Below are 25,531 nucleotides of genomic sequence, written 5' to 3'. Positions count from 1 at the left end.
CGACCCGGCGCATTCCTGAAGAGGCGACATGCCCCCCTCCTACCTCACCCTCGAAGATGCCATCGGCCGCACGCCGCTGGTGCGACTGCAGCGCTTGCCCGGCGCCTTGGCCCAGGAGCGCGGCAACGTCGTGCTGGGCAAGCTGGAGGGCCACAACCCGGCCGGCTCGGTCAAGGACCGTCCGGCCATCCACATGATCCGGCAGGCCGAGGCACGCGGCGACATCCGGCCGGGCGACACGCTGATCGAGGCCACTTCGGGCAACACGGGTATTGCCCTGGCCATGGCGGCGGCCATCAAGGGCTACCGCATGGTGCTGATCATGCCGGAGGACCTCTCCATCGAGCGGGCGCAGACCATGAAGGCCTTTGGCGCCGAGCTCATCCTGACCCCGAAGTCCGGGGGCATGGAGCTGGCCCGTGACCTGGCCGAGCAGATGCAGCGCGACGGCAAGGGGCGGGTGCTGGACCAGTTCGCCAACCCGGACAACCCGGCCGTGCACTACGCCACCACCGGGCCGGAACTCTGGACGGACACCGCCGGGCGCATCACCCATTTCGTCAGCGCCATGGGCACCACCGGCACCATCACCGGGGTGTCGCGGTACCTCAAGGAACAGAATCCTGCCGTGCGCATCATCGGTGCCCAGCCCTCGGAGGGTTCTCGCATTCCGGGCATCCGCAAGTGGCCGCAAGCCTACCTGCCCAAGATCTACGACCCCTCCGGCGTGGACGAGCTGGTGTACGTGAGCCAGGCCGATGCCGAGGACATGGCCCGTCGGATGGCTGCCGAGGAGGGGCTGTTCGCCGGCATCTCCGCGGCGGGCGCCTGTTGGGTGGCCCTGCAGCTGGCCCAGCGGGTGGAGAACGCCACCATCGCCTTCATCGTCTGCGACCGGGGCGACCGCTACCTGTCCACCGGCGTGTTCCCCGCCTGATCACGGAGCGCCCGTGGCCGCCGACTACCGCTTCTGCCCGCAGTGCGCCACGCCCCTGGCCTGGATCGAAGCCCAGGAGGATGGGGGGCCACGCCAGCGCCTGCGCTGCACCGCCTGCGACTTCACCCACTGGAACAACCCCACGCCCGTGCTGGCGGCCGTGGTGGAGTGCTCTGACCAGGGCGGCCGCCTGCTGCTGGCGCGCAACGCCGCCTGGTCGGGCCGCATGTTCGCGCTGATCACCGGTTTCATGGAGGCTGGTGAGACCGCCGAGGCGGGCATTGCCCGTGAGGTCAAGGAAGAGACCAACCTCGAGGTGGAGCAGGTGTCGCTGATCGGGGTGTACGACTTCCAGCGCATGAACCAGGTGATCATCGCCTTCCATGTGGTGGCGCATGGCCAGGTCCAGCTCTCGCCCGAACTGGTGGAATACCGGCTGTTTGCCCCCGATGAGGTGTTGTGCTGGCCCGCCGGCACGGGCTTCGCGCTGGCCCAATGGCTGCGGGACCGGGGCCAGGCCGTGCGTTTCATCGACTGGCCCCAGCGGCCCGAGCCTGAACCCGCCGGCGGCGCCGGCACCGCTGAGGCCTGAGCTGCTTGGCCCCGTTTCCCACCCTTCCACCCGCCGCGCCCATGCAAGCCGACAAGGACCTCGACACCTCCGGGCTGAACTGCCCCCTGCCCATCCTCAAGGCCAAGAAGGCCCTGGCTGAACTGCAAGGCGGGCAGGTGCTCAAGGTCATCGCCACCGATCCCGGGTCCGAGCGCGACTTCCAGGCCTTTTGCCGGCAGACCGGCCACACCCTGCTGCAACAGGAGGTCAGCGCGGAGTGCATCGTTCACTGGCTGCGCAAACGACCCGGCTGAGACACCGGGCGGCCCGCCCATGAAAAAGGCCCGCGCTGGGCGGGCCTTTCTTGGCGGTGAGGCTGGCGCTCAGAGCGACAGGCCCTTGAGGTACTCGCGGAAGCCGGCGCCCAGTTGCGGGTGCGCCAGGGCCAGTTCCACATTGGCCTCCAGGAAGCCTTCCTTGCTGCCGCAGTCGTAGCGCTTGCCGTCGTAGCGGTAGGCGAAGACCTTTTCGCGGCGCATCAGCGAGGCGATGCCGTCGGTGAGCTGGATCTCGCCGCCCACACCGCGCGGCAGGTTGGCGATCTCGCGGAAGATGCCGGGGTTCAGGATGTAGCGGCCGGCCACGCCCAGCAGCGAGGGGGCGTCGGCGGGGGCCGGCTTCTCGACGATGTGGGTCAGGTCCATCATGCGGTCGTTGACCGGGGTGCCGGCCACGATGCCGTAGCGCTTGGTGTGCTCCGGCGGCACTTCCTGCACGGCCAGGATGGAGGCGCGCCACTCGGCATACTGGTCCACCATCTGCTTGAGGATGGGCGGCTTGCCGACCATCAGGTCGTCGGCCAGCAGCACGGCGAAGGGCTCGTTGACCACCACGCACTGGGCGCACAACACCGCATGGCCCAGGCCCAGGGCCTTGGGCTGGCGGATGTAGATGCACTCCATGTCGTCGGGCTTGATGGAGTGCACGGTCTCCAGCAGCTCGCGCTTGTTGGCGGCGGCCAGCTCAGCCTCCAGCTCATAAGCGGTGTCGAAGTGGTCGGGAATGGCCCGCTTGTTGCGGCCGTTCACAAAGATCATCTGGCGGATGCCGGCCGCGTAGGCCTCTTCCACGGCGTACTGGATCAGTGGCTTGTCCACCACCGGCAGCATTTCCTTGGGCTGCGCCTTGGTGGCGGGCAGGAAGCGTGTGCCCAGGCCGGCGACGGGAAAGATCGCCTTGTTGATCTTCATGGAGTCTGTCCTTCCGATGCGTGTTGAATCTGATCTCAAAGATTCTGTCATGTGGTCGTGACATTTCACGCCGGCCAGGTCCCCCACTCGGGGGGGAACACCCCGCTGGTGCGGCCTGCAGGCCACAGCGGCGGGGCGGTGGGCGGCCGGTGGGGCTCAGGCCGGCAGGCGCACCAGCTGCTGGCGCAGGCGCTCCAGGGTCTGGCCGAAATCGGCCACCCGCTGCTGCTCCTGGGCCACCACGGCCGCCGGCGCCCGGGCCACAAAGCTCTCATTGCCCAGCTTGGCCTGGGCCTTGGCCACTTCCTTCTCCAGGCGGTCGATTTCCTTGCCCAGGCGCAGGCGCTCGGCGGCCACGTCAATCTCCACCTTCAGGGCCAGACGGGCGTCACCCTGCACCAGCACCGGCGAGCTGGCCGAAGCGGTCTCGAAGAGCGCCTCGTCGGTCATCACCTGCACCTCGCTGAGCTTGGCCAGGGCCTTGAGCAGCCGGGCGGCGGCATGGAGGAATTCAGTGTCACCCAGCGTGAGCAGCGGCACGCGCTCGGCCGGCGACAGGCCCATCTCACCGCGCAGGGCGCGGCAGGTGCCCACCAGCGCCTTGAGCTTGGCCACCCAGGCGTCGGCGGCCGGGTCGATCTTGGCCAGGTTGGCTTCCGGGTAGGCGGCGGTGACGATGCTCAGACCATCGCCTTCGGTCTTGCGGCCGGCCACCACCGCCACGGTTTCCCACAGCTCGGCGGTGATGAAGGGGGCGATGGGGTGCAGCAGGCGCAGCACCGTCTCCAGCGTGCGGATCAGCGTGCGGCGGGTGGCGCGCTGCTGCGCCGGCGTGCCGGTCTGGATCTGCACCTTGGCGATCTCCAGGTACCAGTCACAGTACTCGTCCCACACGAACTGGTAGATGGCGTTGGCCACGTTGTCCAGGCGGAACTCGGCAAAGCCCTGGGCCACGGCGGCCTCCAGGCGCTGCAGTTCGCCGGCGATCCAGCGGTCGGCGGGCGAGAAGTCCAGGTAGCCGCCCGGGGTGCAGGCGTCGGAGCCGTGCTCGTTCAAGCCGCAGTCCTGCCCCTGGCAGTTCATCAGCGCGAACTTGGTGGCGTTCCAGAGCTTGTTGCAGAAGTTGCGGTAGCCCTCGCAGCGCTTGCTGTCGAAATTGATGCCCCGACCCAGCGTGGCCAGCGCCGCAAAGGTGAAGCGCAGCGCATCGGCGCCGTAGGCCGGGATGCCTTCCGGGAACTCCTTCTCGGTCTGCTTACGCACCCGCGGCGCCGTCTCGGGCTTGCGCAGGCCCAGCACGCGCTTGTCCAGCAGCTCGGGCAGGGCGATACCGTCGATCAGGTCCACCGGGTCCAGCACATTGCCCTCGGACTTGCTCATCTTGTGGCCCTGGGCATCCAGCACCAGGCCATGGATGTACACGTGCTTGAAGGGCACCTTGCCGGTGAAGTGCTTGGTCATCATGATCATCCGGGCCACCCAGAAGAAGATGATGTCGTAGCCGGTCACCAGCACGCTGCTGGGCAGGAAGAGGTCCTGCTCGATTGTCTTTTCGGGCCAGCCCAGGGTGGAGAAGGGCACCAAAGCCGAGCTGTACCAGGTGTCCAGCACATCCTCGTCGCGGGTGAGCGGGCCATTCACGCCGGCGGCGGCGGCGCGGGCCAGCGCCTCTTCCTCGCTGCGGGCCACGAAGACCTGACCGTCGGCCGAATACCAGGCCGGGATCTGGTGGCCCCACCACAGCTGGCGGCTGATGCACCAGTCCTGGATGTTCTTCATCCACTGGTTGTAGGTGTTCACCCACTGCTCGGGCACGAACTTGACGTCGCCCGAATCCACCGCCTCAATGGCTTCTTCGGCAATGCTCTTGCCGTTGGCGCCGGCCTTGCTCATGGCCACAAACCATTGGTCCGTCAGCATGGGCTCGATGACCTGGCCAGTTCGGGCGCAGCGCGGCACCATCAGCTTGTGCTTCTTGACCTCCACCAGCAGGCCTTCGGCCTCAAAGCGAGCCACCAGTTGCTTGCGGGCGACGAAGCGGTCGAGGCCCACGTATTCCGCCGGGATGTCGGTGGCCTCGTGGGCGCTGACCTTGGCTTCCAGGTCGAAGATGGTCAGCATCGGCAGGCCGTGGCGCAGGCCCACCTGGTAGTCGTTCTGGTCGTGGGCGGGCGTGACCTTGACCACGCCGGTGCCGAAGTCCTTGTCCACGTAGGCATCGGCGATCACCGGCACCAGGCGACCGGTGATGGGCAGCTTGACCTGCTTGCCGATCAAGTGGGCGTAGCGCTCGTCCTCAGGATGCACCATGACGGCGGTGTCGCCCAGCATGGTCTCGGGCCGGGTGGTGGCCACCACCAGGGTTTCATCGCTGCCGTCGATGGGGTAGCGGATGTGCCAGAGGCTGCCGTCCTCTTCTGCGCTCTCCACCTCCAGGTCCGACACGGCGGACTTCAAGATCGGGTCCCAGCTCACCAGGCGCTTGCCGCGGTAGATCAGGCCTTCCTCATACAGGCGCACAAAGGTCTCGGTCACCACCTTGGAGAGCTTGTCGTCCATGGTGAAGTATTCGTGCTCCCAGCTCACCGAATCGCCCATGCGGCGCATCTGGCGGGTGATGGTCGAGCCGCTCTGTTCCTTCCACTCCCACACCTTGGCCACAAAGTTCTTGCGGCCCAGGTCGTGGCGGCTGACCTTCTGCTCCTGGAGCTGGCGCTCCACCACGATCTGCGTGGCGATGCCGGCATGGTCGGTGCCCGGCACCCACAGGGTGTTGAAACCCTTCATGCGGTGGTAACGCGTCAGCGAGTCCATGATGGTCTGGTTGAACGCGTGACCCATGTGCAGCGTGCCGGTCACATTGGGCGGCGGCAGCTGGATGCAGAAGGAGGGCTTGGCCGGGTCCAGCGTGGGCTGGTAGTCGCCCGACGCCTCCCACAGCGGGGCCCAGCGGGCTTCGATGTCTTTGGGTTCAAAGGACTTGGCGAGGTCGGTCATGGCGTGGTGGGGGTGGGCCGGCGCCCACACGGGACGGACGGAGGGAAAACGGGGACCGGATTGTAGGAGGGCCCGTCCGGGCCTAGGCCCGCTTGACAGGCCCGACGGCCTGCGCGGCAATCGCAGGCCATGCAGGATCTCCAAGCGCATGTGTCCGGCCCGGTGGGGCACGGCCCCGCTCCTTCACAGCCGCCGGGGTGGTCGCTTGTGTCCCCCGGCCTGCGTGGGTGGATGGCCCTGGGCTGCGCTGCCCTGATGGCCGCCTGCGGCGGGTCGGACGAGCCCGTTCGCAGCACGCCGCTGCCCGCCAGCTGCAGCCTGGCCGACCGCCAGACCTGGTTGCGCGGCTATATGAATGACCGCTACTTTTGGGCGCAGAGCCATCCCGATCCCGCGCCAGCGGGCTACGCTGGGCTGGAGCCGTATTTCTCGGCGCTGCTGTCCACCGGCAGCGGGGCCTTCCCCGCGGACCGCTGGAGTTACGTCAGCACCCAGTCCGCGTTCGACCTGACCTGGGGCGATGGACAGACGCTGGGCTTCGGTGCGATGGTGGCAGGCTTGGAAGTGGCTGGGCAGACGGGCCAGCGCCTGTACGTGCGCTATGTGGAGCCGGGCTCGCCAGCTGAGCGCGCCGGCCTGCTGCGGGGGGACGAACTGCTCAGCCTCAATGGCACCGCGGCCGCCAGCCTGATCGAACAGGACGACTTCTCTGCCTTGAACGCGAGCAGCCTGGCCAGCACCCTGGCGCTTGTGGTGCAGCGCGGCGAACTGCGCCTGAACCTGAACTTGACCGCCGCCGTCTACGACCTGGCGCCAGTGCGCGGGGCGCAGGTGCTCACCACCGCCAGGGGGCGCCGCCTGGGGTATGTGCTGGTCAAGGACATGGTGTCGCAGGCCGCCAGCCCCTGGGCGGCGGCCATGGCGCAGTTCAAGGCCGCCGGGGTGCAGGACCTGGTGATCGACCTGCGCTACAACGGTGGTGGCCTGGTGGCCATCGGGGCGGCGCTGGCCTCCTATGTGGCGGGTGCCGCCACGGCCGGCCAGACCTACGCCGAGCTGCGCCACAACCCCGCCAACGCCAGCCGCAATGCGGTGCACCGCTTTGGACTGCCGGCCCAGGCGCTGGGGCTGGGACGGGTGTTCATCCTGGCCGGGCCTCGCACCTGCTCGGCCAGCGAGCAACTCATCCAGGGCCTACGGCCGTTTGTGGACGTGGTGGTGGTGGGCGATACCACCTGCGGCAAACCGGTAGGTTTTGTGCCGCAGTCCGACGGCTGCGGCACGGTCTTCAGCGCGGTGAACTTTGAGTCGGTCAACGCGCTGGGGCAGGGCCGCTATGTGGATGGCCTCGCCCCGAGCTGCGCGGTGGCTGAGGACTGGACACAGCCGCTGGGCCAATTGCAAGAGCCATTGCTGGCACAGGCGGCAGCGCTGGCCGAGGGGGGCGCGTGTGCGGTGGGGTTTGAGACGACGCGGGCGCTGTCCCGCCAGCGGTCCGCGCGTGTCAGCCGGGTCTTGCACGTCGAGCCAGGCGACCGCCCGGGGGCCATGTGGGTCAGGCCTTGAGCTGGGCGCGCAGCGGGCGGCGGCGCGCCACGGCCCTCACATCAACAAATGCTCCCCGGCGTTCTCTCCGCCCAGGATGACGTAGTTCACCTTGCGCAGGTCGGCCAGTTGGCGGCCACCGGCATAGCTGATCGAGCTTTGCAGGTCTTCGCGCATTTCGCGCAGGGTGTCGGCGAGCTTGCCTTTCACGGGCTCCAGGATGCGCTTGCCTTCCACGTGCTTGTACTCGCCCTTGTTGAAGTCACTGGCCGAGCCGTAGTACTCCTTGAAGAGCTGGCCGTCCACTTCCACCGTCTTGCCGGGTGACTCTTCATGGCCGGCGAACAGGCTGCCCACCATCACCATGGCGGCGCCAAAACGCACGCTCTTGGCGATGTCGCCGTGGTGGCGGATGCCGCCGTCGGCAATGATGGGTTTGCTGGCCACCCGTGCACACCATTTCAGCGCGCTGAGCTGCCAGCCGCCGGTGCCAAAACCGGTCTTCAGGCGGGTGATGCACACCTTGCCCGGGCCGATGCCGACCTTGGTGGCGTCGGCGCCCCAGTTTTCCAGGTCGATCACGGCTTCGGGCGTGCCCACGTTGCCGGCGATGATGAAGGCGCCGGGCAGGCGGGTCTTGATGTATTCGATCATGCTGCGCACGCTCTCAGCGTGGCCATGGGCGATGTCGATGGTGATGTAGTCGGCGCCCACACCCTCGGCCACCAGGCGGTCGATGACTTCACGGTCGGCGGGCTTGACGCCCGAACTGATCGACACGAACAGGCCCTTGTCGCGCATGGACTTGGCAAACGTCACGTTGTCCAGGTCAAAGCGGTGCATCACGTAGAAGTGGCCGCTGGTGGCCAGGGTCTCGGCGATGCGCTCGTCGAGCACGGTCTTCATGTTGGCCGGCACCACGGGCAGCTTGAAGCGGCGGCCGCCGAACTCCACGCTGGTGTCACATTCCGAGCGGCTTTCCACGCGGCACTTGCGCGGCAGCAGCAGGATGTTGTCGTAGTCAAAGATTTCCATCTCGAAGCTCCAGTTCAAAGGCCGGCTGCGTTGGTGGCAGTGCGCCGGCAAAGGGCTGCGAGCGCTTGACCTGGAACCCCGGAGCTTCACCCGCGAAGACCGTCTGGCAGGAGACGGGGCGGGCAAAAAAGCCGGGCGCCAGAATTTGGGCCCGGTGATCGATTCTAGCCACGTGCCTTCCTGCGCGTGCGGGGGCCGACCCCATTCCTACAATGGCTGCCATGCATGTCACGAACTCGCCTGCCGGCCATCCGGCGCCGGACCTCAGCAGCCCGTTGCTGCGCGGCCTGAACCCGGAGCAACTGGCCGCCGTCACTCTGCCGCCAGAGCCGGCGCTCATCTTGGCTGGCGCAGGCTCGGGCAAGACACGGGTGCTGACCACCCGCATCGCGTGGCTGTTGCAGACCGGGCAAATCTCACCGGGTGGGGTGATGGCCGTGACCTTCACGAACAAGGCCGCCAAGGAGATGCTCACCCGCCTGACGGCCATGCTGCCGGTCAATGTGCGTGGCATGTGGATCGGCACTTTCCATGGCCTGTGCAACCGCTTCCTGCGGGCGCACTGGAAGCAGGCGGGTCTGCCGCAGAGTTTTCAGATTCTGGACAGCGGCGACACGCTCAGCGCCGTCAAGCGGGTCATCAAGGCGAAGAATCTGGACGAGGAACGCTTTGTGCCCAAGCAAGTGGCCTGGTTCATCGCCGCCAGCAAAGAGGACGGCCTGCGCCCGCACGACGTGCCGGTGCATGACCCCCAGACCCGCACCCTGGTGGAGATCTACCAGGCCTACGAGGACCAGTGCGAGCGCGAGGGGGTGGTGGACTTTGCCGAGCTGCTGCTGCGCACCTACGAGATGCTGCGGGACGACCCGCTGCTGCGCGAGCACTACCGCCGCCGCTTCGGGCATGTGCTGGTCGATGAGTTCCAGGACACCAACCGCCTGCAGTACCTCTGGCTCAAGATGTTTGCCGGCCCTGAGACGGCGGTGCTGGCCGTGGGCGATGACGACCAGAGCATCTACGCCTTCCGCGGCGCGCAGGTGGGCAACATGCGCGACTTCGAGCGCGAGTTCCGGGTGCGCCACCTCATCAAGCTGGAGCGCAACTACCGCAGCCACGGTCACATCCTGGACGCGGCCAACCACCTCATCAGCCACAACGCCCGGCGCATGGGCAAGACCCTGCGCACCGAGGCTGGGGCCGGCGAGCCGGTGCGCGTGCAGGAGCATGGCAGCGACTTTCTGGAGGCGCAGTGGGTCGTGGAGGAGCTCAAGGCCCTGCACCGCGCGGGCCTGCCCCGCCGCGAGACGGCATTGCTGTACCGCAGCAACGCGCAGTCGCGGGTGCTGGAGTCGGCGCTGTTCAACGCCGGCATGCCCTACAAGGTCTACGGCGGCCTGCGCTTTTTCGAGCGCGCCGAGGTCAAGCATGCCCTGGCCTACCTGCGGCTGATCGAGAACTGCAACGACGACACCAGCTACCTGCGGGTGGTCAATTTTCCGGCCCGCGGCATTGGCGCCCGCACGCTGGAGCAGCTGGCAGACGCTGCGCGCCAGACCGGGCGCAGCCTGTGGCAGAGTGTGGGGGCGGTGCCGGGCCGTGGCGGGGCCTCGCTGGCGGCCTTCAACGCCCTGGTTGAGGGCCTGCGCCACGAGACGCGCGGCGCCACCCTGCGCGAGATCATCGAGAAGATGCTGCAGCGCTCGGGCCTGCTGGACTTCTACCGCACCGAGAAGGACGGCGCCGACCGCATCGAAAACCTGGAGGAACTGGTCAATGCCGCCGAGGCCTTTGTCACCCAGGAGGGCTTTGGCAAGGACGCGGTGGCCCTGCCGGTGGACGAACTGGCCCCGGGCCTGATTGCTGAGGGCTTTCCGCAGGCCGTGGCCGCGGTGGACCTGACCCCGGACGCCGAGACCGGCGAGATCGTCAGTCCGCTGGCCGCCTTCCTCACCCATGCTTCGCTGGAGGCCGGCGACAACCAGGCCCAGGCCGGCGAGGACGCGGTGCAGATGATGACCGTGCACGCTGCCAAGGGGCTGGAATTTGACGCCGTCTTCGTCACCGGGCTGGAGGACGGCCTGTTCCCCAACGAGAAGGCGATGAATGATGCCGACGGCCTCGAGGAGGAGCGGCGTCTGATGTACGTGGCCATCACCCGGGCCCGCCAGCGCCTGTACCTGAGCTTCAGCCAGACGCGCATGCTGCACGGCCAGACCAAGTACAGCATGAAGAGCCGCTTCTTTGACGAGCTGCCCGACGGTGCGCTCAAGTGGCTGAGCCCCCGCACCCAGGGCTTTGGCTCGGGGTTCGAGAAGCCATACCAGCAGGCCTGGCAGCGCGGCAGCGGCCTGGGCTCCATGGTGGGGGCAGGCCGCACCGCAGGCTGGCAGCCGCCGGCGCCACCCTCGCTGCCGCCGGTGCCCAAGGCCCTGGTCGACAGCGCCGCCAAGTCGGCCGGTCATGGCCTGCGGGTGGGGCAAGCGGTCTTCCACAACAAGTTCGGCGAAGGCCTGGTGATCACGCTGGAGGGGAAGGGGCCCGATGCGCGGGCCCAGATCCAGTTCGGCCGCCACGGCGCCAAGTGGCTGGCGCTCAACATCGCCAAGCTCACGCCCATTGACTGAAGCCGCTCGGGGATAAGCCCGCCGTCGCTGCCTGTTTCATGCCCCCTCGCCAAAGCCCGCCACCCGCGTCGCCGCCTCGCCGTTCCTGTCGTTCGCGCCGCGGCACCGGCCTGCGCGCACGGCTGGTGGGCGCCTGGCTGGCGGCGGTGCTGCCTGTTCAGGGGCTGGCCTTGCCCGCCCCCGAGGCCCCCGGGGCGGTGCCCGCCGCGCTGACCTCCTCCGGTGGCGCACCCGCGCCGGCGCCGCAGGCGTCGGTCCAGCCGGCGCTGCGGGCGCAGGAAGTGGAGCAGCTGTGGCTGTCCTCGCGCGCCCGGCCCGAGGAGGCCGCCGCCGCGCTGGAACAGGCCCTGGCCGACCACCGTGCCGCCAACCCCGCCCAGGAGCTGGACCTGCTGCACCTGCTGGGCATCAGCCGCTGGCGTGCCGACCATGCCGCCGGCACCGAAGACGTGGCCGTGCAGCTGGAGCAGTGGGCCTTGCGCCACCCCGCGCTGGCGGTGCGCGCGCGGGCCTCGGCCCAGTGCCTGCGGGCCAGCCTGCTGTACCACACCGGTCCGCTGGCGCGGGCCGACGCCTGGCTGGAGGAGGCCCTGGGCCTGCTCAAAGCCGACCCCGGTTCGGACACCCTGCTGTTCTGCCTCATGCGCCAGGCCAGCGTGAAGGAGGGGCGCCTGCAGTTTGACCAGGCGGTGGCCTTGTACCAGCGGGCCCTGCGGCTGCTGGCCCAGGGCCCGGCCTGGCGCCAGGCGGGCGTCCAGAGCAGCCTGGCCTACACCCTGCTGCGCGCGGGGGAGACGGCCACGGCCCGCCAGGCGCTGGACGAAGCCCGGCGGCTGGCCGAGCAGGCCGGCGACCCGATGGTGCTCTCCGAGGTCGAGTCCATCGACTCCATGCTCTGGAGCCTGGAGGGGGACAAGGGCCGAGCGCTGGCCGCCTTGCAGGCGGCCCTGTCCCTGGCCCGGCGTGCCGGTGCTGAGCGGGATGTGGCCCTGGGCCTGGCCAACCTCTCCGACCACTTCCTGCAGGAGCGCGACTTTCGTCAGGCCCTGCGCCTGGCTGAGGAGGCCGAGCAGCTCGCGCAGCGCCACCAGGACCTGGCCACCCTGGAGTTGGCGCAGACCAACCGCGGCCTGGCACTGATCGGTCTGCGCCAGACCCAGGAGGGTCTGCGCCTGTTGCACGGCGTGCTGGCGCGCCAGCAGGCCGCCCAGGAGCTCACCAGCGTGGCGGAGACCTTGCTGGAGATGGGCCAGGCCCTGGAAAACGCGGGTGAGTGGCGGCTGGCGCTGGAGGCCTACGAACAGGAGCGGCTGATCGCCATCCGTGCCACCCAGCAGCTGCAGCAGCGTCAGATCCTGGAGCTGCAGGCTGCGGCCGAGGCCGACACCCGCCGTCAGGAGCGTGCCCTGCTGGAGCGCGACATCCAGCTCAAGGAAGAGGCCGCCCGCAACCAGACCCTGCGGGCACGGCAGTGGGCGCTCTCGGGCACCGTGGTGCTGCTGGTGCTGGTGGTGGTCACGCTGGCCTACCTGCGCCTGCGCCGCAAGCGCCAGCAACTGATGCGCCACACCCAGGACCTGCGCGCCCTCAGCGAAACCGATGCCCTGACCGGCCTGCACAACCGCCGCATGCTGCTGCGCCGCCTGGCCGCCGAGCCGGTGGCCGACGGCGGGCTCTACCTGCTGGACCTGGACCATTTCAAGGCCATCAACGACCGACATGGCCATGCCGCGGGCGATGCGGTGCTGGTCGAGGCCGCCCACCGCATCCGCTCGGTGCTGCGTCAGGACGACACCATCGTGCGCTGGGGGGGCGAGGAGTTCCTGGTCTGGGTGGCGGAAGTCCAGCCCCCCCGCGACGAGCAGCTGGCCCAGCGCCTGGTGGATGTGCTGGCCGAGCGGCCGGTGATGCATGACGGCCAGGCCATCCGCGTGACCGCCTCGGTGGGACATGCGGTGTTCCCGCTGGGGGTCGACGCCCTGGACCTGGCCTGGCCGGCCGCCCTGGACCTGGTGGACCATCTCATGTACCTGGCCAAGCACCGTGGCCGCCACCGCGCGGTAGGCATCCGGCATGCCCGCGTCTGCGGGCCGGTGGAGCTGCGCAGCTGCCTGGACGATCCGGAGCAGGCGGCCGCCCGCGGCCTGGTCGAGCTGGCCGAGTATGCGGGGCAGGCGGACGCGGCCACGCCGGCCGGGGAGGGCGTTCGATGAGGGGGCCGCGCTTCTGGCCCGGCTTGCGCCTGGTGGGGACGGCCCTGCTGGGGCTGGCCGTGGGGGCCGCGGCCGGGGCGGTGGACACCGGCCCGGGCGAGCCGGCACTGGGCGACTCCGTGCCGGTGGTCGCCGTGGCCGAATCCGCCTCCGTCGGCCGTGGCCCGTCGCGTGCGGCTGAACAGGCCAAACGCGTGGCGCAGGCCGCGCAGGCCGAGCTGGCCCAGGCGCTGTCCAAACAGACCGCCGCCTGGCTCGCCCAGGGCGATGCCGATCCCCAGGCCCTGGAGGCCCGTCTGGCCACCTGGCAGCCCCCGGGGGCGGCCGCGGCCTGGACCCGTGCCACCTGGCGGGTGCGCGGCCTGTTGGCCGCCCGTACCGGCCGCAAGGACGCCTGGCAGCAAGCCCTGGCCGCCCTGGCCCCGGCGCCGGCGCACACCGCCGGCCGCCCGCCGGCGCGTGAGGCCCTGCAGGACGCCGACGTCCAGCTGCTGCAGGCGCAGTGGGAGGACCATGCCGGCCGCGTGGAGGCCGCCTTGAGCTTGGCGCTGGCGGCTGACCAGTCCTACCAGCGCCACTGCGAGGCCGTGGCCGTGCGGGTGGCCAGCTGGCCTTGTGATCCCCGCCTGCGGCTGCTGGCCCTTGGCCTGGCCGCCGAGGCTGCGCAGCGCCTGGGCCGCCCCGCCCAGGCCCTGGCCCTGTGGGACCAGGTGCTGACCCAGGCCGGCAGCTTGGATGACACCGCCCAGGAGGCCCTGGCGCAGGCGTCCCGCGCGCCGCTGCTGCAGGCCCAGGGCGAGAGCGCTGGCGCCCGCCAGGCGCTGCTGAGCGCCCACCGCGCTGCCCGTCGCGAGGGCTCGGCCCTGGTGCGCCTGCAGGTGCGGCGGCTGGAGGCCCAGAGCCAGGCCCTGGCCGGCGATCAAGGCGCCGCCCTGCAGACCTTGCAGGAAGCCGTGGCCGAGGCGGGCCAGCAATCCTTGCCGCGGCAGCAGGCCGCCCTGCTGGTGGACCTGGCCGGCCAGCTGCGGCGTGCCGGCCGCACCGCGCATGCGCTGGAGGCGCTGGAGTTGGCCCGACCCCTGCTGGAGCGGGAGGGCGACCTGCGCCTGCTGCCCCGGGCCTTGCACCTCACCGGCCTGCTGCACCTGCAGTCGGGTCAGGTGCAGCAGGGCCGGCAATCGCTGGAGGCCGCACTGCTGCATTGGGAGCGCTCGGGCGCCCAGGCCGACATGGCCCGCGCCCTGGAGGAGCAATCGCAGCTGTTGGCCCGCCTGGGCGACCTGCAGGGCGCCTTGCAGGTCTACCACCGCGAGCAGGCCCTGCGTGCCGAGATGGCCCGCCTCAACCGTGAGACGCTGGCCAGCCAGCTGCGCCGCCGCTATGCCGCCGACGAGGAACAGAGCGGCCTGGCCTTGCTGGCGGCCGAGGCCCGGCTGCGCGACAGCCGGCTGGACAACCAGTCCACCGCCCTGCGCATCGCCGCCCTGGCGGTGGTGGTGCTGGTGCTGCTGCTGGTGGTCGTGGTGCTGCTGTTCCTGCGGGCGCGCGACACCACGCGGCTGCTGCACCGCCGTGAGGCCCGCCTGCGCCTGCAGACCGAGCGCGACGCGCTGACCGGTCTGTCCAATCGCCGCCACCTGCAGGGCCTGGTGCAGGCCGAGGGCCGCGAGGGCTTCCGCGGCAGCCTGATCCTGCTGGACCTGGACCACTTCAAGCAGGTCAACGACCAGTGGGGCCACCGGGCCGGCGATGAGGTGCTGGTGCAGATGGCCCGGCGTCTGGCCGGCAGCCTGCGCCATGGGGACGTGGCCTGCCGCTGGGGGGGCGAGGAGTTCCTGGTCTACTCCACGGTCTCCAGCCCCGAGGCGCTGGCCGGGCTGGCCCACCGCGTGGCCCGCGCGCTGTGCGACCGGCCGGTGCGGCTCTCAGGCGGGCAGGAGCTGCCGGTCACCGTCTCCCTGGGCTGGGGCTGCTTCCCGCTGCCCGAGCACCACCTGCCGGTGGATTGGGTGCGGGCGGTGCAGCTGGTGGATCGGGCGCTGTATGCCGCCAAGTCCATGGGCCGCGACCGGGCCGTCGGCCTGATCGCCCTGCAGGCCACCGACGACGATGCGCTGGACGCGTTGGAGCGCGAGTTCGAGGTGGCGCGCGTCGATGGCCGTGTGCGGCTGGACGTGTGGCTGCGTCAGGCCCCGCCTTCGGCCCCGCCGCCGTCCCCGGCGCCTTGAGGGCGGGGCCGCTGCCGGCTGCCGGGCCGGCAGGCCTCGGCCACCGGTCGGCGGCGGCTCATTCCTGCTCGCGCACCACGAAACAGCCCACGAAGGTGTGGTACTGCGACACGTAGTAGGCACTGACCATCAGCGTCATCAGCGGCAGCAGCACCAGCACGCCCAGGCTGCCCAGCTGCAGCAGGCCCGTCAGCGCCGAGATCAGGCTGCCAGCCACCCCGAGCACCACCACCCAGCCCAGCCCGTAGAGGGTGAAGGCCGGCCAGGCCCGGGCCATGGCCAGGGTGCTGGAGAACAGCGACTGGGCCACGCCCTGGTCGGCCCAGACGATGAGGGCCGGCGCATGCCAGAAGGGCACGCTGACCAGCACCGTCAGGCCCAGTCGCACCAGCAGGCCGGCCAGCAGGCCGGGGGCCTGCATCAGGCTGTCCACCGTTTCGGGCGACGCGTCGTCGCTGGCCATGGCGTCCATCAACCGCGCCATGGCGCCCCCGTCCACCCAGGAGCCCAGCAGCACCGCCACCATGGAGGCCGCCATGTAGGCGCCACACAGGGCCAGCAGGCGCTGGCGGCGTTCGGTGCCCGGCGCCACCCAAGGGGCCAGGAACACGCCCGCCCCGGGCTTGTGGCCTTGGCGGCTGGCGTGCACCGCCATCATGAAGGCCAGGTTGAGCAGCGGCACGCTGGCCAGCATCATCGGCGGGCCGATCACCGGCAGGCTGCCCAGCACCATCAGCAGCGCGAAGGCCACCGCCATGATGCCGCCGTAGGCCAGCGGGTGGCGGCGCATCTCCTGCAGGCCCGCCAGCACCCATTGCAGCCCGGCGCCAGCCGGCACGGTCAGAAGCTTGAATCCCATGGCGGTCAGACGGTTGGCGGCTGGAGGGCGGCCTGCCGCAGCACGCGCTCGAAATGCTGTGGCGGCTTGGGCGTGAGCAGGCTGGCCGGCCGCGGCAGGTGCCAGTCGGCCAGGCGCGAGAGCCAGAAGCGCAGGGCGGCACCCCGGCGCAGCACCGGCAGGGCCGCCTGCTCGGCGGGGCTCAGTGGCCGCTCGGCCTGGTAGGCCTGCAGCAGGGCCTGGGCCAGCTCGGGCTGCAGCGCGCCACTGTCCAGGTCCACGCACCAGTCATTGATCACCACCGCCAGGTCGTAGGTCAGCAGCTCATCGCCGGCAAAGTAGAAGTCCAGCACCCCGCTCAGTCGGGCCTGCTCGCCGGCGCCGTCGAACAGGGTGTTGTCGCGGAACAGGTCGGCGTGCACCGCGCCGACCGGCAGCCCCAGGGCTTGGTCACGGCGGAAGGCCTCCTGCAGCGCCAGCTCCTGGGCCAGCAGGGCGGCACTGGCCGTGTCCAGGTAGGGCGCCACCTGCCGGGCTGCCTGGCGCTGCCAGTCCAGTCCCCGCAAATTGGGTTGGCGCAGGGGGAAGCCCTCCACCGCCCGGTGCATGCCGGCCAGGGTGGTGCCCAACTGGGCCAGCTGGGCGGGGCCAGGGCGATCCAGGCTGCGTCCGCTCAGGCGGCTGACCAGGCCGGCAGGCTTGCCGGCCAGGGCATGCACCAAGGCACCGGTCTGCGGGTGCGCCACCGGCATGGGCACCGGCAGGCCCTGTCCGGCCAGGTGCCGCATCAGTTCCAGGTAGTAGGGCAGCTGGTCCGCCTGCAGGCGCTCGAACAGGGTGAGCACCCAGCGGCCCTGGCCGGTGGTGACGAAATAGTTGGTGTTCTCGATGCCTGAGGCGATGGGCTCCAGAAGCTCCAGAGTGCCCAGGCCCAGCGCGTGCAGCAGGGGCTGCACCTCGGCGGGGGTGACATGGGTGTAGACGGCCATGGGGCGATTGTCGCGGCTGTGGCGACCCGCTTGCCCGTGCCGGGCCTTGCCAGGCCCGGCGGCGCGACAATCCGAGCGATGAACGAGACCCCCGCCGCGCCGGCTGGCGCCGACGCCGCCGCTTCCCCCGCCGCCCCCTTGCTGCTGCTGGTGGACGGCTCCAGCTACCTCTACCGTGCTTTCCACGCCATGCCCGACCTGCGCGGGCCCGAGGGGGTGCCCACGGGCGCCATCCACGGCATGGTCAACATGATGAACTGGCTGCGCGACCACCTGGGGGCGCAGCACGCGGTGTGCGTGTTCGACGCCAAGGGCCCCACCTTCCGCGACGCCTGGTACCCCGACTACAAGGCCCAGCGCGCGCCCATGCCCGACGACCTGCGCGCCCAGATCGAGCCCATCCATGAGGTGGTGCGCCTGCTGGGCTGGCCCGTGCTGGAGGTGCCCGGCATCGAGGCCGACGACGCCATCGGCACCCTGGCGAGGCTGGGCGAGGCCTGTGGCCACCGGGTGGTGATCTCCACCGGTGACAAGGACATGGCCCAGCTGGTCACGGCGCAGGTGACGCTGATCAACACCATGGCCAAGCCGCCCGAGGAGCTGGACATTGCCGGCGTGACCGCCAAGTTCGGGGTGCCGCCCGATCGCATCATCGATTACCTCACCCTCATCGGTGACACGGTGGATAACGTGCCGGGCGTGGAGAAGGTGGGCCCCAAGACCGCGGTGAAGTGGCTGGCCGAGCACGGCAGTCTGGACGCCATCGTCGCTGCCGCCGCCAGCTTCAAGGGCGTCACGGGTGAGAACTTGCGCAAGGCGCTGGATTGGCTGCCGATGGGCCGGCGCCTCATCACCATCCAGACCGACTGTGACCTGGCGGCCCACATCCCCGGCTGGCCTGGCGAGGGGGCGCTGGACGCCCTGGCCCTGCGCCCGCAGGACGACGAGGGTCTGCTCGACTTCTTCGCCCGCTATGGCTTTCGCAGCGGCAAGCGCGAGCTGGAGGCCAAGCTCGGCCGCCCGGCTTCAGAGGCCGTGCCCGCCCCGGTGCCCCTGGGCGCCACGCCGGGCCTGTTTGACGTGCCCTCGGCGGCCAGTGGTGCGGTGGCGGCGCCGGCGGCCTCGTCGGCCTTGGCCCGCGAATATGAAACCGTCACCACCTGGGAGCAGCTGGAGGCCTGGCTGGCCCGGCTGCAGGCCGCGCCCCTGGTGGCGCTGGACACCGAGACCGATTCGCTGGACGCTTTGCGCGCCCGCATCGTGGGCCTGAGCGTTGCTGTGGAGCCGGGCCGCGCGGCCTACGTGCCGCTGGCGCACGACTACGCCGGCGCGCCCGAGCAGCTGCCGCTGGACGCCGTGCTGGCGCGCTTGAAGCCCTGGCTGGAAGACCCCGCCGCGGCCAAGCTGGGCCAGCACATCAAATACGACGTGCATGTGTTCGCCAACCACGGCATCACCGTGCGCGGCTACCGCCACGACACCCTGCTGCAGAGCTATGTGCTGGAGGCCCACCTCAAGCACAGCCTGGAGAGCCTGGCCGAGCGCCACCTGGGCCGTAAGGGCCTGAGCTATGAGGAACTGTGCGGCAAGGGGGCCAACCAGATCCCCTTCTCGCAGGTGGATGTGGAGCGGGCCACCACCTACAGCGGCGAAGACAGCGAGATGTGCCTGCAGGTCCACCAGACCCTGCTGCCCCAGTTGCAGGCCGAGCCCGGCTTGAACTTCGTCTACGAGGCCATTGAAATGCCGGCCTCGGCCATCCTGGCCCGCATCGAGCGCCACGGCGTGCTGATCGACCCGGCCCGCTTGCAGGCCCAGAGCCAGCAACTGGCCGAGCGCATGGTGGCGCTGGAACAGGAGGCCTACACCTTGGCCGGCCAGCCCTTCAACATGGCCAGCCCCAAGCAGATTGGCGAGATCCTGTTCGGCCGCCTGGGCCTGCCGGTCAAGAAGAAGACCGCCACCGGCGCGCCCAGCACCGACGAGGAGGTGCTGCTGGAGCTGGCGGCCGACTACCCGCTGCCCGCCCGCCTGCTGGAGCACCGCAGCCTGGCCAAGCTCAAGGGCACCTACACCGACAAGCTGCCCGGCCTGATCCACCCCGGCACCGGCCGCCTGCACACCCATTACGCGCAGGCCGTGGCCGTGACCGGCCGCCTGTCCAGCAACGACCCCAACCTGCAGAACATCCCCATCCGCACCGCCGAAGGCCGCCGGGTGCGCGAGGCCTTCATCGCCCCGCCCGGCCATGTGCTGGTGAGCGCGGACTACTCGCAAATTGAGCTGCGCATCATGGCCCACATCAGCGGCGACCCGGGCCTGACCCGCGCCTTTGCGCAGGGGCTGGACGTGCACCGCGCCACGGCGGCCGAAGTCTTTGGCATCGCCACCGAGGCGGTCACCGCCGAACAGCGCCGCTACGCCAAGACCATCAATTTCGGGCTGATCTACGGCATGGGTGCCTTCGGCCTGGCGCAGAGCCTGGGCATCGACCAGAAGGCCGCCAAGACCTACATCGACCGCTACTTCGACCGCTTTGCCGGCGTGCTGCGCTACATGGAGGCCACCAAGGCCAGTGCCCGCGACAAGGGCTATGTCGAGACCCTGTTCGGCCGGCGCATCGTGCTGCCGGAGATCAAGGGCGGCAGCGGCCCGCGCCGTGCCGGTGCCGAGCGCCAGGCCATCAACGCCCCCATGCAGGGCACGGCGGCCGACCTGATCAAGCTGGCCATGATCGCTGTGCAGCAGGCCTTGGATGCGGGCGGCCTGGCCACCCGCATGGTGATGCAGGTGCACGATGAACTGGTGTTCGAGGTGCCCGAGGCCGAGCTGGACTGGGTCAAGGCCCAGGTGCCCGCCCTGATGGCCGGCGTGGCCCAGTGGAGCGTGCCGCTGCTGGCCGAGGTGGGCGTGGGCGCCAATTGGGATGAGGCGCACTGAAGGGGCTGGCGACATCACGCGGCACCCTGCCGCACCATGCGTGCGTGGCGGGCGCCGCGGACGCGGCCTCAGCGTCGCGGCGGCAGGGGCAGGCGCTCCAGCAGGCCGGGCAGGCTCGGCAGTGGCGGCCAGCCCGGCCGCGGTGGCGGGGGCAGGTCCCGCAGACGCTCGCGCAGCCAGCCCGGTGCCAGCGCACCCAGGGGCGAACCCAGGCGGTCACCGGTGAGCTGGCGCGTCACCGCGGCCTTGATGGGCGGCAGCAGGTTGGTGGCCCGCACGATGGCCTCGCGGGCCAGCTTGGCGGCCGGCTGGTCGTTGGTGAACAGCTTGACCACCACGTTCGTGCCCAGATAAATCGGCAGCGTGACTCGCTGGTGCTCCCGGGCGTAGGCCTGCAGCGGGCTGTGCGGGCTGCTGGCGTCGCCCAGGTCCCGGCCGGCGGCATGCGCCCGGGCCAGCTCGGCGGCCAGCACCTCCACCCCGTAGAGCCCGAAGTTGTAGCCATGGGCGGTCACCGGGTGCATGCCCACCGCCGAGTCGCCCACCAGCACGAAGCGCGGTCCGCAGAAGCGCTCGGCATACACCGCCACCAAGGGGTAGGCATGGCGCTGGCCGCTCTGGGTCAGCGTGCCCAGCTTGTGGCCAAAGGCCTCGTCCACCGCCTGGGCAAAGCCTTCAGGGCTGAGCCCCAGGATGGCTGCGGCCCCATCGCTCTTGACCGTCCACACCGCCGAGGACTGGTGGCCCGCCATGGGCAGCATGGCCAGGGTGTGGCCGTGTAAGAAGCACTCATGCGCCGTGCCGTCGTGCGGCAGGCTGTGGGCCATGCGGCAGACGATGGCCGTGCGGCCGAAGTCCAGCATGCGGGCCCCGATGCCGGCCATGCGCCGCACGGTGGAGAAGCGGCTGTCGGCGGCCACCACCAGCGGCGCCGACAGGGTCTGGCCATCGGCCAGGGTGAGCGTGGCGCGGTCGGCGTCGCGGCTCAGGCCGGTGACTCGGGCGTCGCCGGTGAGCGTGATGTGCGTGGCACGCGCCCGGGCGCCGGCGTGGCAGGCGGCACGGATGCGGTGGTTGGGCACCAGCCAGCCCAGTTGAGGGTGGCCATCGTCCTCGGCGCTGAAGGGCAGCACATGGGGCGAGTCGCCGTTGGTCACCTGGGCACGCAGCAGCGGGGCGATCTCCTCCTGCGGCAGGCGCTCCCACAGGCCCAGCTGGGTGAAGATGCGCCGGGCGCGGTGGGTCAGGGCGATGTCCCGTCCGTCTTCCGGCGGGTCGACCAGGGCGTCCAGCGGCTGTTGCTCCAGCACATGGCTGCGCAGGCCGGCGTCGGCCAGCGCACAGGCCAGGGCCAGGCCCGCCGGACCCGCCCCCACGATGAGCACGTCGGGGCCGGGAGAGGAAGGGGAGGGGGCGTCGGAGGCGTTCACGGGGTCATCCTTGGGGCATCGGGCCCGGCCACGGCGGCGGCCGGGCAGCCAACTGCGCATGATGGCGCGGCCCGGCAGTGGCGGCCTTGCGCTGCCTTAAGCCCCCAGCACGGACAGGGGGAGGCCGGCAGGCCGCGCCGGCGCGCTCAGCGGGTCAGCCGGGTGACCTGCACGCAGACCGCGCCGCAGATCAGGAACAGCGCCAGGCTCCAGTAGGCATAGGGCACGCCCAGCAGGTTCACGGCGGCCTCGGCGCAGCTGGCCATGGGCGCAAAGACCGAGGGCGCCAGCTCGAACAGGCCCAGCGCATCCAGGATCTTGTCGGCCAGTGTCAGGTTGCACGAAGCACTGGCCGCGGCCACCAGGTGCTGCCATAAGGCGGCGGCCATGCCGCACAGGGCCAGCACCGCACCGGCGCCGGCCAGCACGCGACGTGGCGTGATCCAGGGCATCAGCGCGCCCACCAGGGCCAGCAGGCCGATCACCAGGAAGATCAGCCGCTGCAGCGTGCACCAGGGGCAGGGCGGCATGTCAAACATGTACTGGGAGACCAGCGCACCACCCACGCCGCCCCAGCAGGCCACGGTGACGAAGCCGAGCAGGGCACCGGCCCGGCTGAGGAGTCCACCCTGGGCCATGACCATCAGTCCTTGAGCTCGGCGATCAGTTCGATCTCGACGCAGGCGCCCAGCGGAATCTGGGCCACGCCGAAGGCGCTGCGGGCATGGGCGCCGGCGGCGCCGAAGACCTGGCCCAGCAGCTCGGAACAGCCGTTGGTCACCAGGTGCTGCTCGGTGTAGGTGGGGGCGGAGTTCACCAGGCTCATCACCTTGACGATGCGGGCCACGCGGTCCAGGTCACCGCCACAGGCGGCCTGCAGGGTGCCCATCAGGTCGATGGCGATGGCCCGCGCCGCGGCCTGGCCCTCGGCGGTCTCCATGTTCACGCCCAGCTGGCCCACCCACGGCTTGCCGTCCTTCTTGGCGATGTGGCCCGAGAGGAACACCAGCTTGCCGGTCTGCACAAAAGGCACGTAAGCGGCGGCGGGAACGGCCACGGCGGGCAGGGTGATGCCCAGTTCTTGCAGGCGTGCGGTGATGGCGGACATGGTCGGCTCGGCTCCAGATCAGGGAAAGCCCGGGATGCTACACCGCGGCCCTTGCCGCCCCCAACGGGGGATGCGCGCCGTGCCGGGTGCCCCCCACACTGCCGCGCATGACCGGCCCCGTTCCGTCCTTGTCGCCCCCTGCCACTGCCGCGGAGCCGGACGGCGCGGCGCCACCCCAAGGCGTGCTGGCCGGCCTGCTGCTGCTGACCCTGGCGCCGCTGGCGGCCACCTGGGCGGCGCTGCAGTGGGTGGAGCTGCCCGGGCCGGGCGTGCGCGGCGCCTGGGCGGGCCTGGCCGTGGCGGCGCTGCTGGGCCTGGGGGCCTGGTGCCGGTGGCGCGGCGGCCCTCCGGCGCCACCCCGGGCCCCACGTGCCTGGGCGGTACCAGGGCCCGGCTGGTGGCTGGCCGCCACAGCTGCTGGGGCCCTGCAGACCCTGGCAGTGGCCCAACGCTCGGCCGAGCGCCTGGCCCAGCGGCTGCCAGCGGCCCAGGTCCAGGCGCCCTTGTGGCTCACCGGCCGCGTCAGCGGCCTGCCCCAATGGGATGCCCAGGGCCTGCGCTTTGAGGTGGAGGTGGAGGAACTGCGCGATGCGGCCGCCCGGGTTGTGCTTGGGGTGGATGGCCGCAGCCCGCCTGGCCGGGTGCGGCTGAGCTGGTCGGCCCAGGCGGCGGGCCTGGCGCCGCCGGGTGGCCAGGCGGGTCCGCAGAGTGGCACCGCGGCGGGGGCGCTGCAGGCCGGCAGCCGTTGGGGCTGGCCGGTGCGACTGCACCCGCCGCACGGTCTGCGCAACCCGGGGGGTGGCGACGCCGAGCGGCGCGACTTCGAGGCCGGGATCATGGCGGTCGGCACCGTCTGGACCGGCGCACCGGTGGCTCCGCAGTGGCTGGGGCCTGCCCGACCCTGGCACCCGCTGGAGCAACTCGACGCCGCCCGCCAGCGCTGGCGCGACGCCATCCTGCTGCGGGTGCCCGATCCGGCCACGGCGGGTTTGTTGGCAGCGCTGGCGGTGGGCGACCAGGCGGCGGTGGATCCCCAGGCCTGGGCCTGGTACCGCGACACCGGCATCGCCCACCTGGTCAGCATCAGCGGGTTGCACATCACCTTGTTCGCCTGGGGGGCGATGGCGGTGGCCGGCCGGTGGTGCCGTCTGCTGCCCGGTCTGCCGCACCGGGTGCCGGCGGTGGTGGCCGGACGCTGGGCCGGCTGGGCCTTGGCGGCGCTGTATGCGCTGCTGGCCGGCTGGGGCGTGCCGGCGCAGCGCACCGTGGGCATGCTGGGCCTGGCGGTGGCCCTGCGCCAGGGCGGGCGGGGCTGGCCGGGGCTGCTGCAGTGCGCGGTGGTGGCGGCGGCCCTGGCGGTGGCCGACCCCTGGGCACTCCTGGCGCCGGGCTTCTGGCTGTCCTTCGGGGCCGTGGCGCTGCTGATGCTGGGTGGGCAGACGCCGCCGGCCACCGGCGAGGCGGACGCACCGGCCCCCGGCCGCTGGCAGCGCCTGGGCCGGGCCTTGCGGGCGGGCTTGCGCACCCAGTGGGTGGCGGGCTGGGGCCTGGCGCCGCTGTCGGCCCTGTGTTTCGGGCAGGTGTCCCTGGCTGGTCTGCTGGTCAACCTGGTGGCGGTGCCGTGGGTGAGCTTCGGCATCCTTCCGCTGGCCCTGGCCGGTTTGTTGTGGCCCACCGCCTGGGACTTGGCCCACGCCCTGGTGGCCCCGTTGCACCAGGGACTGGCCTGGGCGGCCGACTGGCCGGCGGCCACCTGGCCGGTGCCGGCGCTGACGCCTGCCGCCTGGGCCCTGCTGCTGCTGGGTGGCGTGCTGGCGGTCGTGCCGGGACCGCTGCTGTGGCGGTGGGCGGCCCTGGCCTGCTGGCTGCCCGCCCTGTGGCCGGTGGTGCTGGTGCCGGCCCCGGGGCGGCTGGAGCTGTGGGCCTTTGAGGTGGGGCAGGGCGCCGCCCTGCTGGTGCGCACCGGCGCCGGGGCGGTGCTGGTGGACGCCGGGCCGGCCTGGCCCGGTGGGCAGGATGCGGGCGCCCGGGTGCTGCTGCCGGCGCTGCAGGCCTTGGGCCTGGGGCGCACCGGGCTGCACACCCTGGTGGTCACCCACCAGGATCAGGACCACGCCGGCGGAGCCGCGGCGGTGCTGGCGGCTTGGCCCGAGGCCCGCCTGTTGGCCACCCTGCCGCCTGCGCATCCGTTATGGCGGGGCCGTGCGCCGGGCAGTGCCGCCTGTCAAGCCGGGCAGCGCTGGACCCTGGCGGGGGTGCAGTTCGAGATGCTGCATCCCGAGGCCCCGCCCCGGGCCGGGCAGGACCATGGCAATGCCGCCAGCTGCGTGCTGCGGGTGGCGTCCGACGCCGGCGAGGTGCTGCTGGTCACGGGTGACCTGGACCAGGCGGGCGAGCTGGCGCTGCTGCAGCGCCACGGGGCCGCCGGTCTGCATGCCACCGTGCTGATCCTGGGCCACCACGGCAGCCGCACTTCCAGCCATCCCGATTTCCTGGCGGCGGTGGCGCCCCGCTGGACCGTGGCGCAGGCGGGCCACCTCAACCGTTTCGGGCATCCGGCCCCCGAGGTGGTGGCCCGGGTGCAGGCGCTGGGTGCCAAGCTGGTGCGCACGGACCAATGTGGTGCCTGGCAGTGGCGGGCAGGCCACATGTCGTGCGAGCGTGACCGCCAAGGTCGCGTCTGGACCGACCGCCATGCACCATGAGCGGGCCTGGTGCCGTGCATCCTGGCCCATGCGCCTGTATGTGCACTTAAGTGGTGCGTTCGGGATGACGCGGTGCGCCGTGTGGGGGGGGGAGGCCCCGCCCACAGGCCGGTGCGGTGCTGGCGGCAGGCGGCGGGTC

The 25,531-nt window shown here is 71.1% G+C and carries 17 protein-coding genes; 9 read left to right on the top strand and 8 right to left on the bottom strand.

Going from position 1 to position 25,531, the window contains the following annotated elements; translation table 11 throughout:
- The first annotated feature begins 28 nt into the window (after positions 1-28).
- The 3 genes from cysM to G3A44_RS10725 are packed head-to-tail and all read left to right on the top strand — an operon-like array spanning position 29 to position 1,804.
- On the top strand, positions 29-937 hold the full coding sequence (cysM, locus tag G3A44_RS10735) for a cysteine synthase CysM (protein ID WP_163457520.1): 909 nt from the start codon (positions 29-31) through the stop codon (positions 935-937).
- Between the two features lie 13 nt (positions 938-950).
- Positions 951-1,529 (top strand): NUDIX domain-containing protein, encoded by a 579-nt coding sequence (locus G3A44_RS10730; protein WP_163457519.1) that lies wholly within the window; start codon positions 951-953, stop codon positions 1,527-1,529.
- A 41-nt stretch (positions 1,530-1,570) separates the two neighbouring features.
- Positions 1,571-1,804: a sulfurtransferase TusA family protein gene (locus G3A44_RS10725; protein WP_163457518.1), complete on the top strand. Its 234-nt coding sequence runs from the start codon at positions 1,571-1,573 to the stop codon at positions 1,802-1,804.
- Positions 1,805-1,873: 69 nt separating this feature from the next.
- On the opposite strand, the gene galU is transcribed toward G3A44_RS10725, so the two are convergent.
- The gene (gene galU, locus G3A44_RS10720; RefSeq protein WP_163457517.1) at positions 1,874-2,740 is read right to left on the bottom strand and encodes a UTP--glucose-1-phosphate uridylyltransferase GalU; all 867 of its coding nucleotides are present in this window, start codon (positions 2,738-2,740) and stop codon (positions 1,874-1,876) included.
- Positions 2,741-2,896: 156 nt separating this feature from the next.
- Complete coding sequence (locus G3A44_RS10715; RefSeq protein ID WP_163457516.1) at positions 2,897-5,737, bottom strand: valine--tRNA ligase; 2,841 nt, start codon at positions 5,735-5,737, stop codon at positions 2,897-2,899.
- A 231-nt stretch (positions 5,738-5,968) separates the two neighbouring features.
- On the opposite strand from G3A44_RS10715, the gene G3A44_RS10710 reads away from it, so the two are divergent.
- A complete protein-coding gene (locus G3A44_RS10710; RefSeq protein ID WP_163457515.1) occupies positions 5,969-7,303 on the top strand; it encodes a S41 family peptidase in 1,335 nt (444 codons plus the stop codon).
- Between the two features lie 36 nt (positions 7,304-7,339).
- On the opposite strand, the gene G3A44_RS10705 is transcribed toward G3A44_RS10710, so the two are convergent.
- Entirely contained in the window at positions 7,340-8,317 is a 978-nt protein-coding gene (locus G3A44_RS10705; protein ID WP_163457514.1) for a GMP reductase, read from the bottom strand.
- 221 nt (positions 8,318-8,538) lie between these two features.
- On the opposite strand from G3A44_RS10705, the gene G3A44_RS10700 reads away from it, so the two are divergent.
- From G3A44_RS10700 to G3A44_RS10690, 3 genes are read left to right on the top strand one after another with little or no spacing between them, the layout of a single operon-like run.
- Positions 8,539-10,941: a UvrD-helicase domain-containing protein gene (locus G3A44_RS10700; RefSeq protein WP_163457513.1), complete on the top strand. Its 2,403-nt coding sequence runs from the start codon at positions 8,539-8,541 to the stop codon at positions 10,939-10,941.
- Positions 10,942-10,979: 38 nt separating this feature from the next.
- Entirely contained in the window at positions 10,980-13,154 is a 2,175-nt protein-coding gene (locus tag G3A44_RS10695; RefSeq protein WP_163457512.1) for a GGDEF domain-containing protein, read from the top strand.
- The gene (locus G3A44_RS10690; protein ID WP_163457511.1) at positions 13,151-15,382 is read left to right on the top strand and encodes a GGDEF domain-containing protein; all 2,232 of its coding nucleotides are present in this window, start codon (positions 13,151-13,153) and stop codon (positions 15,380-15,382) included. Before G3A44_RS10695 ends, G3A44_RS10690 begins: the two co-directional genes overlap by 4 nt.
- 58 nt (positions 15,383-15,440) lie before the next feature.
- Here G3A44_RS10690 and G3A44_RS10685 read toward each other — a convergent pair whose 3' ends face one another.
- Both G3A44_RS10685 and G3A44_RS10680 read right to left on the bottom strand, forming a co-directional pair.
- Positions 15,441-16,241, bottom strand: coding sequence for a BPSS1780 family membrane protein (locus G3A44_RS10685; RefSeq protein ID WP_163457510.1), 801 nt, complete (start codon positions 16,239-16,241; stop codon positions 15,441-15,443).
- Between the two features lie 5 nt (positions 16,242-16,246).
- Positions 16,247-17,209 carry a homoserine kinase gene (locus G3A44_RS10680; RefSeq protein WP_163457509.1) on the bottom strand — a complete coding sequence of 321 codons (963 nt, stop codon included), beginning with the start codon at positions 17,207-17,209 and terminating at the stop codon, positions 16,247-16,249.
- 78 nt (positions 17,210-17,287) lie between these two features.
- On the opposite strand from G3A44_RS10680, the gene polA reads away from it, so the two are divergent.
- On the top strand, positions 17,288-20,149 hold the full coding sequence (polA, locus tag G3A44_RS10675; protein ID WP_163457508.1) for a DNA polymerase I: 2,862 nt from the start codon (positions 17,288-17,290) through the stop codon (positions 20,147-20,149).
- 68 nt (positions 20,150-20,217) lie between these two features.
- Here polA and ubiM read toward each other — a convergent pair whose 3' ends face one another.
- The 3 genes from ubiM to G3A44_RS10660 form a co-directional block, all read right to left on the bottom strand.
- Complete coding sequence (gene ubiM / locus G3A44_RS10670) at positions 20,218-21,579, bottom strand: 5-demethoxyubiquinol-8 5-hydroxylase UbiM (RefSeq protein WP_310734359.1); 1,362 nt, start codon at positions 21,577-21,579, stop codon at positions 20,218-20,220.
- Between the two features lie 146 nt (positions 21,580-21,725).
- Positions 21,726-22,217 (bottom strand): disulfide bond formation protein B, encoded by a 492-nt coding sequence (locus G3A44_RS10665; RefSeq protein ID WP_163457506.1) that lies wholly within the window; start codon positions 22,215-22,217, stop codon positions 21,726-21,728.
- 5 nt (positions 22,218-22,222) lie between these two features.
- Entirely contained in the window at positions 22,223-22,687 is a 465-nt protein-coding gene (locus G3A44_RS10660; protein WP_163457505.1) for a RidA family protein, read from the bottom strand.
- A gap of 107 nt (positions 22,688-22,794) precedes the next feature.
- Here G3A44_RS10660 and G3A44_RS10655 point away from each other — a divergent pair, with 107 nt between their 5' ends.
- Complete coding sequence (locus G3A44_RS10655; RefSeq protein ID WP_163457504.1) at positions 22,795-25,392, top strand: DNA internalization-related competence protein ComEC/Rec2; 2,598 nt, start codon at positions 22,795-22,797, stop codon at positions 25,390-25,392.
- The last annotated feature ends 139 nt before the right edge of the window (positions 25,393-25,531 follow it).

Source organism: Ideonella livida (assembly GCF_010499455.1).
GTDB lineage: Bacteria > Pseudomonadota > Gammaproteobacteria > Burkholderiales > Burkholderiaceae_C > Ideonella > Ideonella livida.
The sequence above is the reverse complement of the archived record's forward strand: the minus strand, read 5'-3'. Positions and strand labels throughout refer to the sequence as shown.

Bases quoted from the DNA above. Each gene is read 5' to 3' on its own strand.
- cysM (WP_163457520.1), top strand. From the start codon at position 29: ATGCCCCCCTCCTACCTCACCCTCGAAGATGCCATCGGCCGCACGCCG.
- G3A44_RS10725 (WP_163457518.1), top strand. From the start codon at position 1,571: ATGCAAGCCGACAAGGACCTCGACACCTCCGGGCTGAACTGCCCCCTG.
- galU (WP_163457517.1), bottom strand. From the start codon at position 2,740: ATGAAGATCAACAAGGCGATCTTTCCCGTCGCCGGCCTGGGCACACGC.
- G3A44_RS10715 (WP_163457516.1), bottom strand. From the start codon at position 5,737: ATGACCGACCTCGCCAAGTCCTTTGAACCCAAAGACATCGAAGCCCGC.
- G3A44_RS10710 (WP_163457515.1), top strand. From the start codon at position 5,969: ATGGCCCTGGGCTGCGCTGCCCTGATGGCCGCCTGCGGCGGGTCGGAC.
- G3A44_RS10705 (WP_163457514.1), bottom strand. From the start codon at position 8,317: ATGGAAATCTTTGACTACGACAACATCCTGCTGCTGCCGCGCAAGTGC.
- G3A44_RS10700 (WP_163457513.1), top strand. From the start codon at position 8,539: ATGCATGTCACGAACTCGCCTGCCGGCCATCCGGCGCCGGACCTCAGC.
- G3A44_RS10695 (WP_163457512.1), top strand. From the start codon at position 10,980: ATGCCCCCTCGCCAAAGCCCGCCACCCGCGTCGCCGCCTCGCCGTTCC.
- G3A44_RS10690 (WP_163457511.1), top strand. From the start codon at position 13,151: ATGAGGGGGCCGCGCTTCTGGCCCGGCTTGCGCCTGGTGGGGACGGCC.
- G3A44_RS10685 (WP_163457510.1), bottom strand. From the start codon at position 16,241: ATGGGATTCAAGCTTCTGACCGTGCCGGCTGGCGCCGGGCTGCAATGG.
- G3A44_RS10680 (WP_163457509.1), bottom strand. From the start codon at position 17,209: ATGGCCGTCTACACCCATGTCACCCCCGCCGAGGTGCAGCCCCTGCTG.
- polA (WP_163457508.1), top strand. From the start codon at position 17,288: ATGAACGAGACCCCCGCCGCGCCGGCTGGCGCCGACGCCGCCGCTTCC.
- G3A44_RS10665 (WP_163457506.1), bottom strand. From the start codon at position 22,217: ATGGCCCAGGGTGGACTCCTCAGCCGGGCCGGTGCCCTGCTCGGCTTC.
- G3A44_RS10660 (WP_163457505.1), bottom strand. From the start codon at position 22,687: ATGTCCGCCATCACCGCACGCCTGCAAGAACTGGGCATCACCCTGCCC.
- G3A44_RS10655 (WP_163457504.1), top strand. From the start codon at position 22,795: ATGACCGGCCCCGTTCCGTCCTTGTCGCCCCCTGCCACTGCCGCGGAG.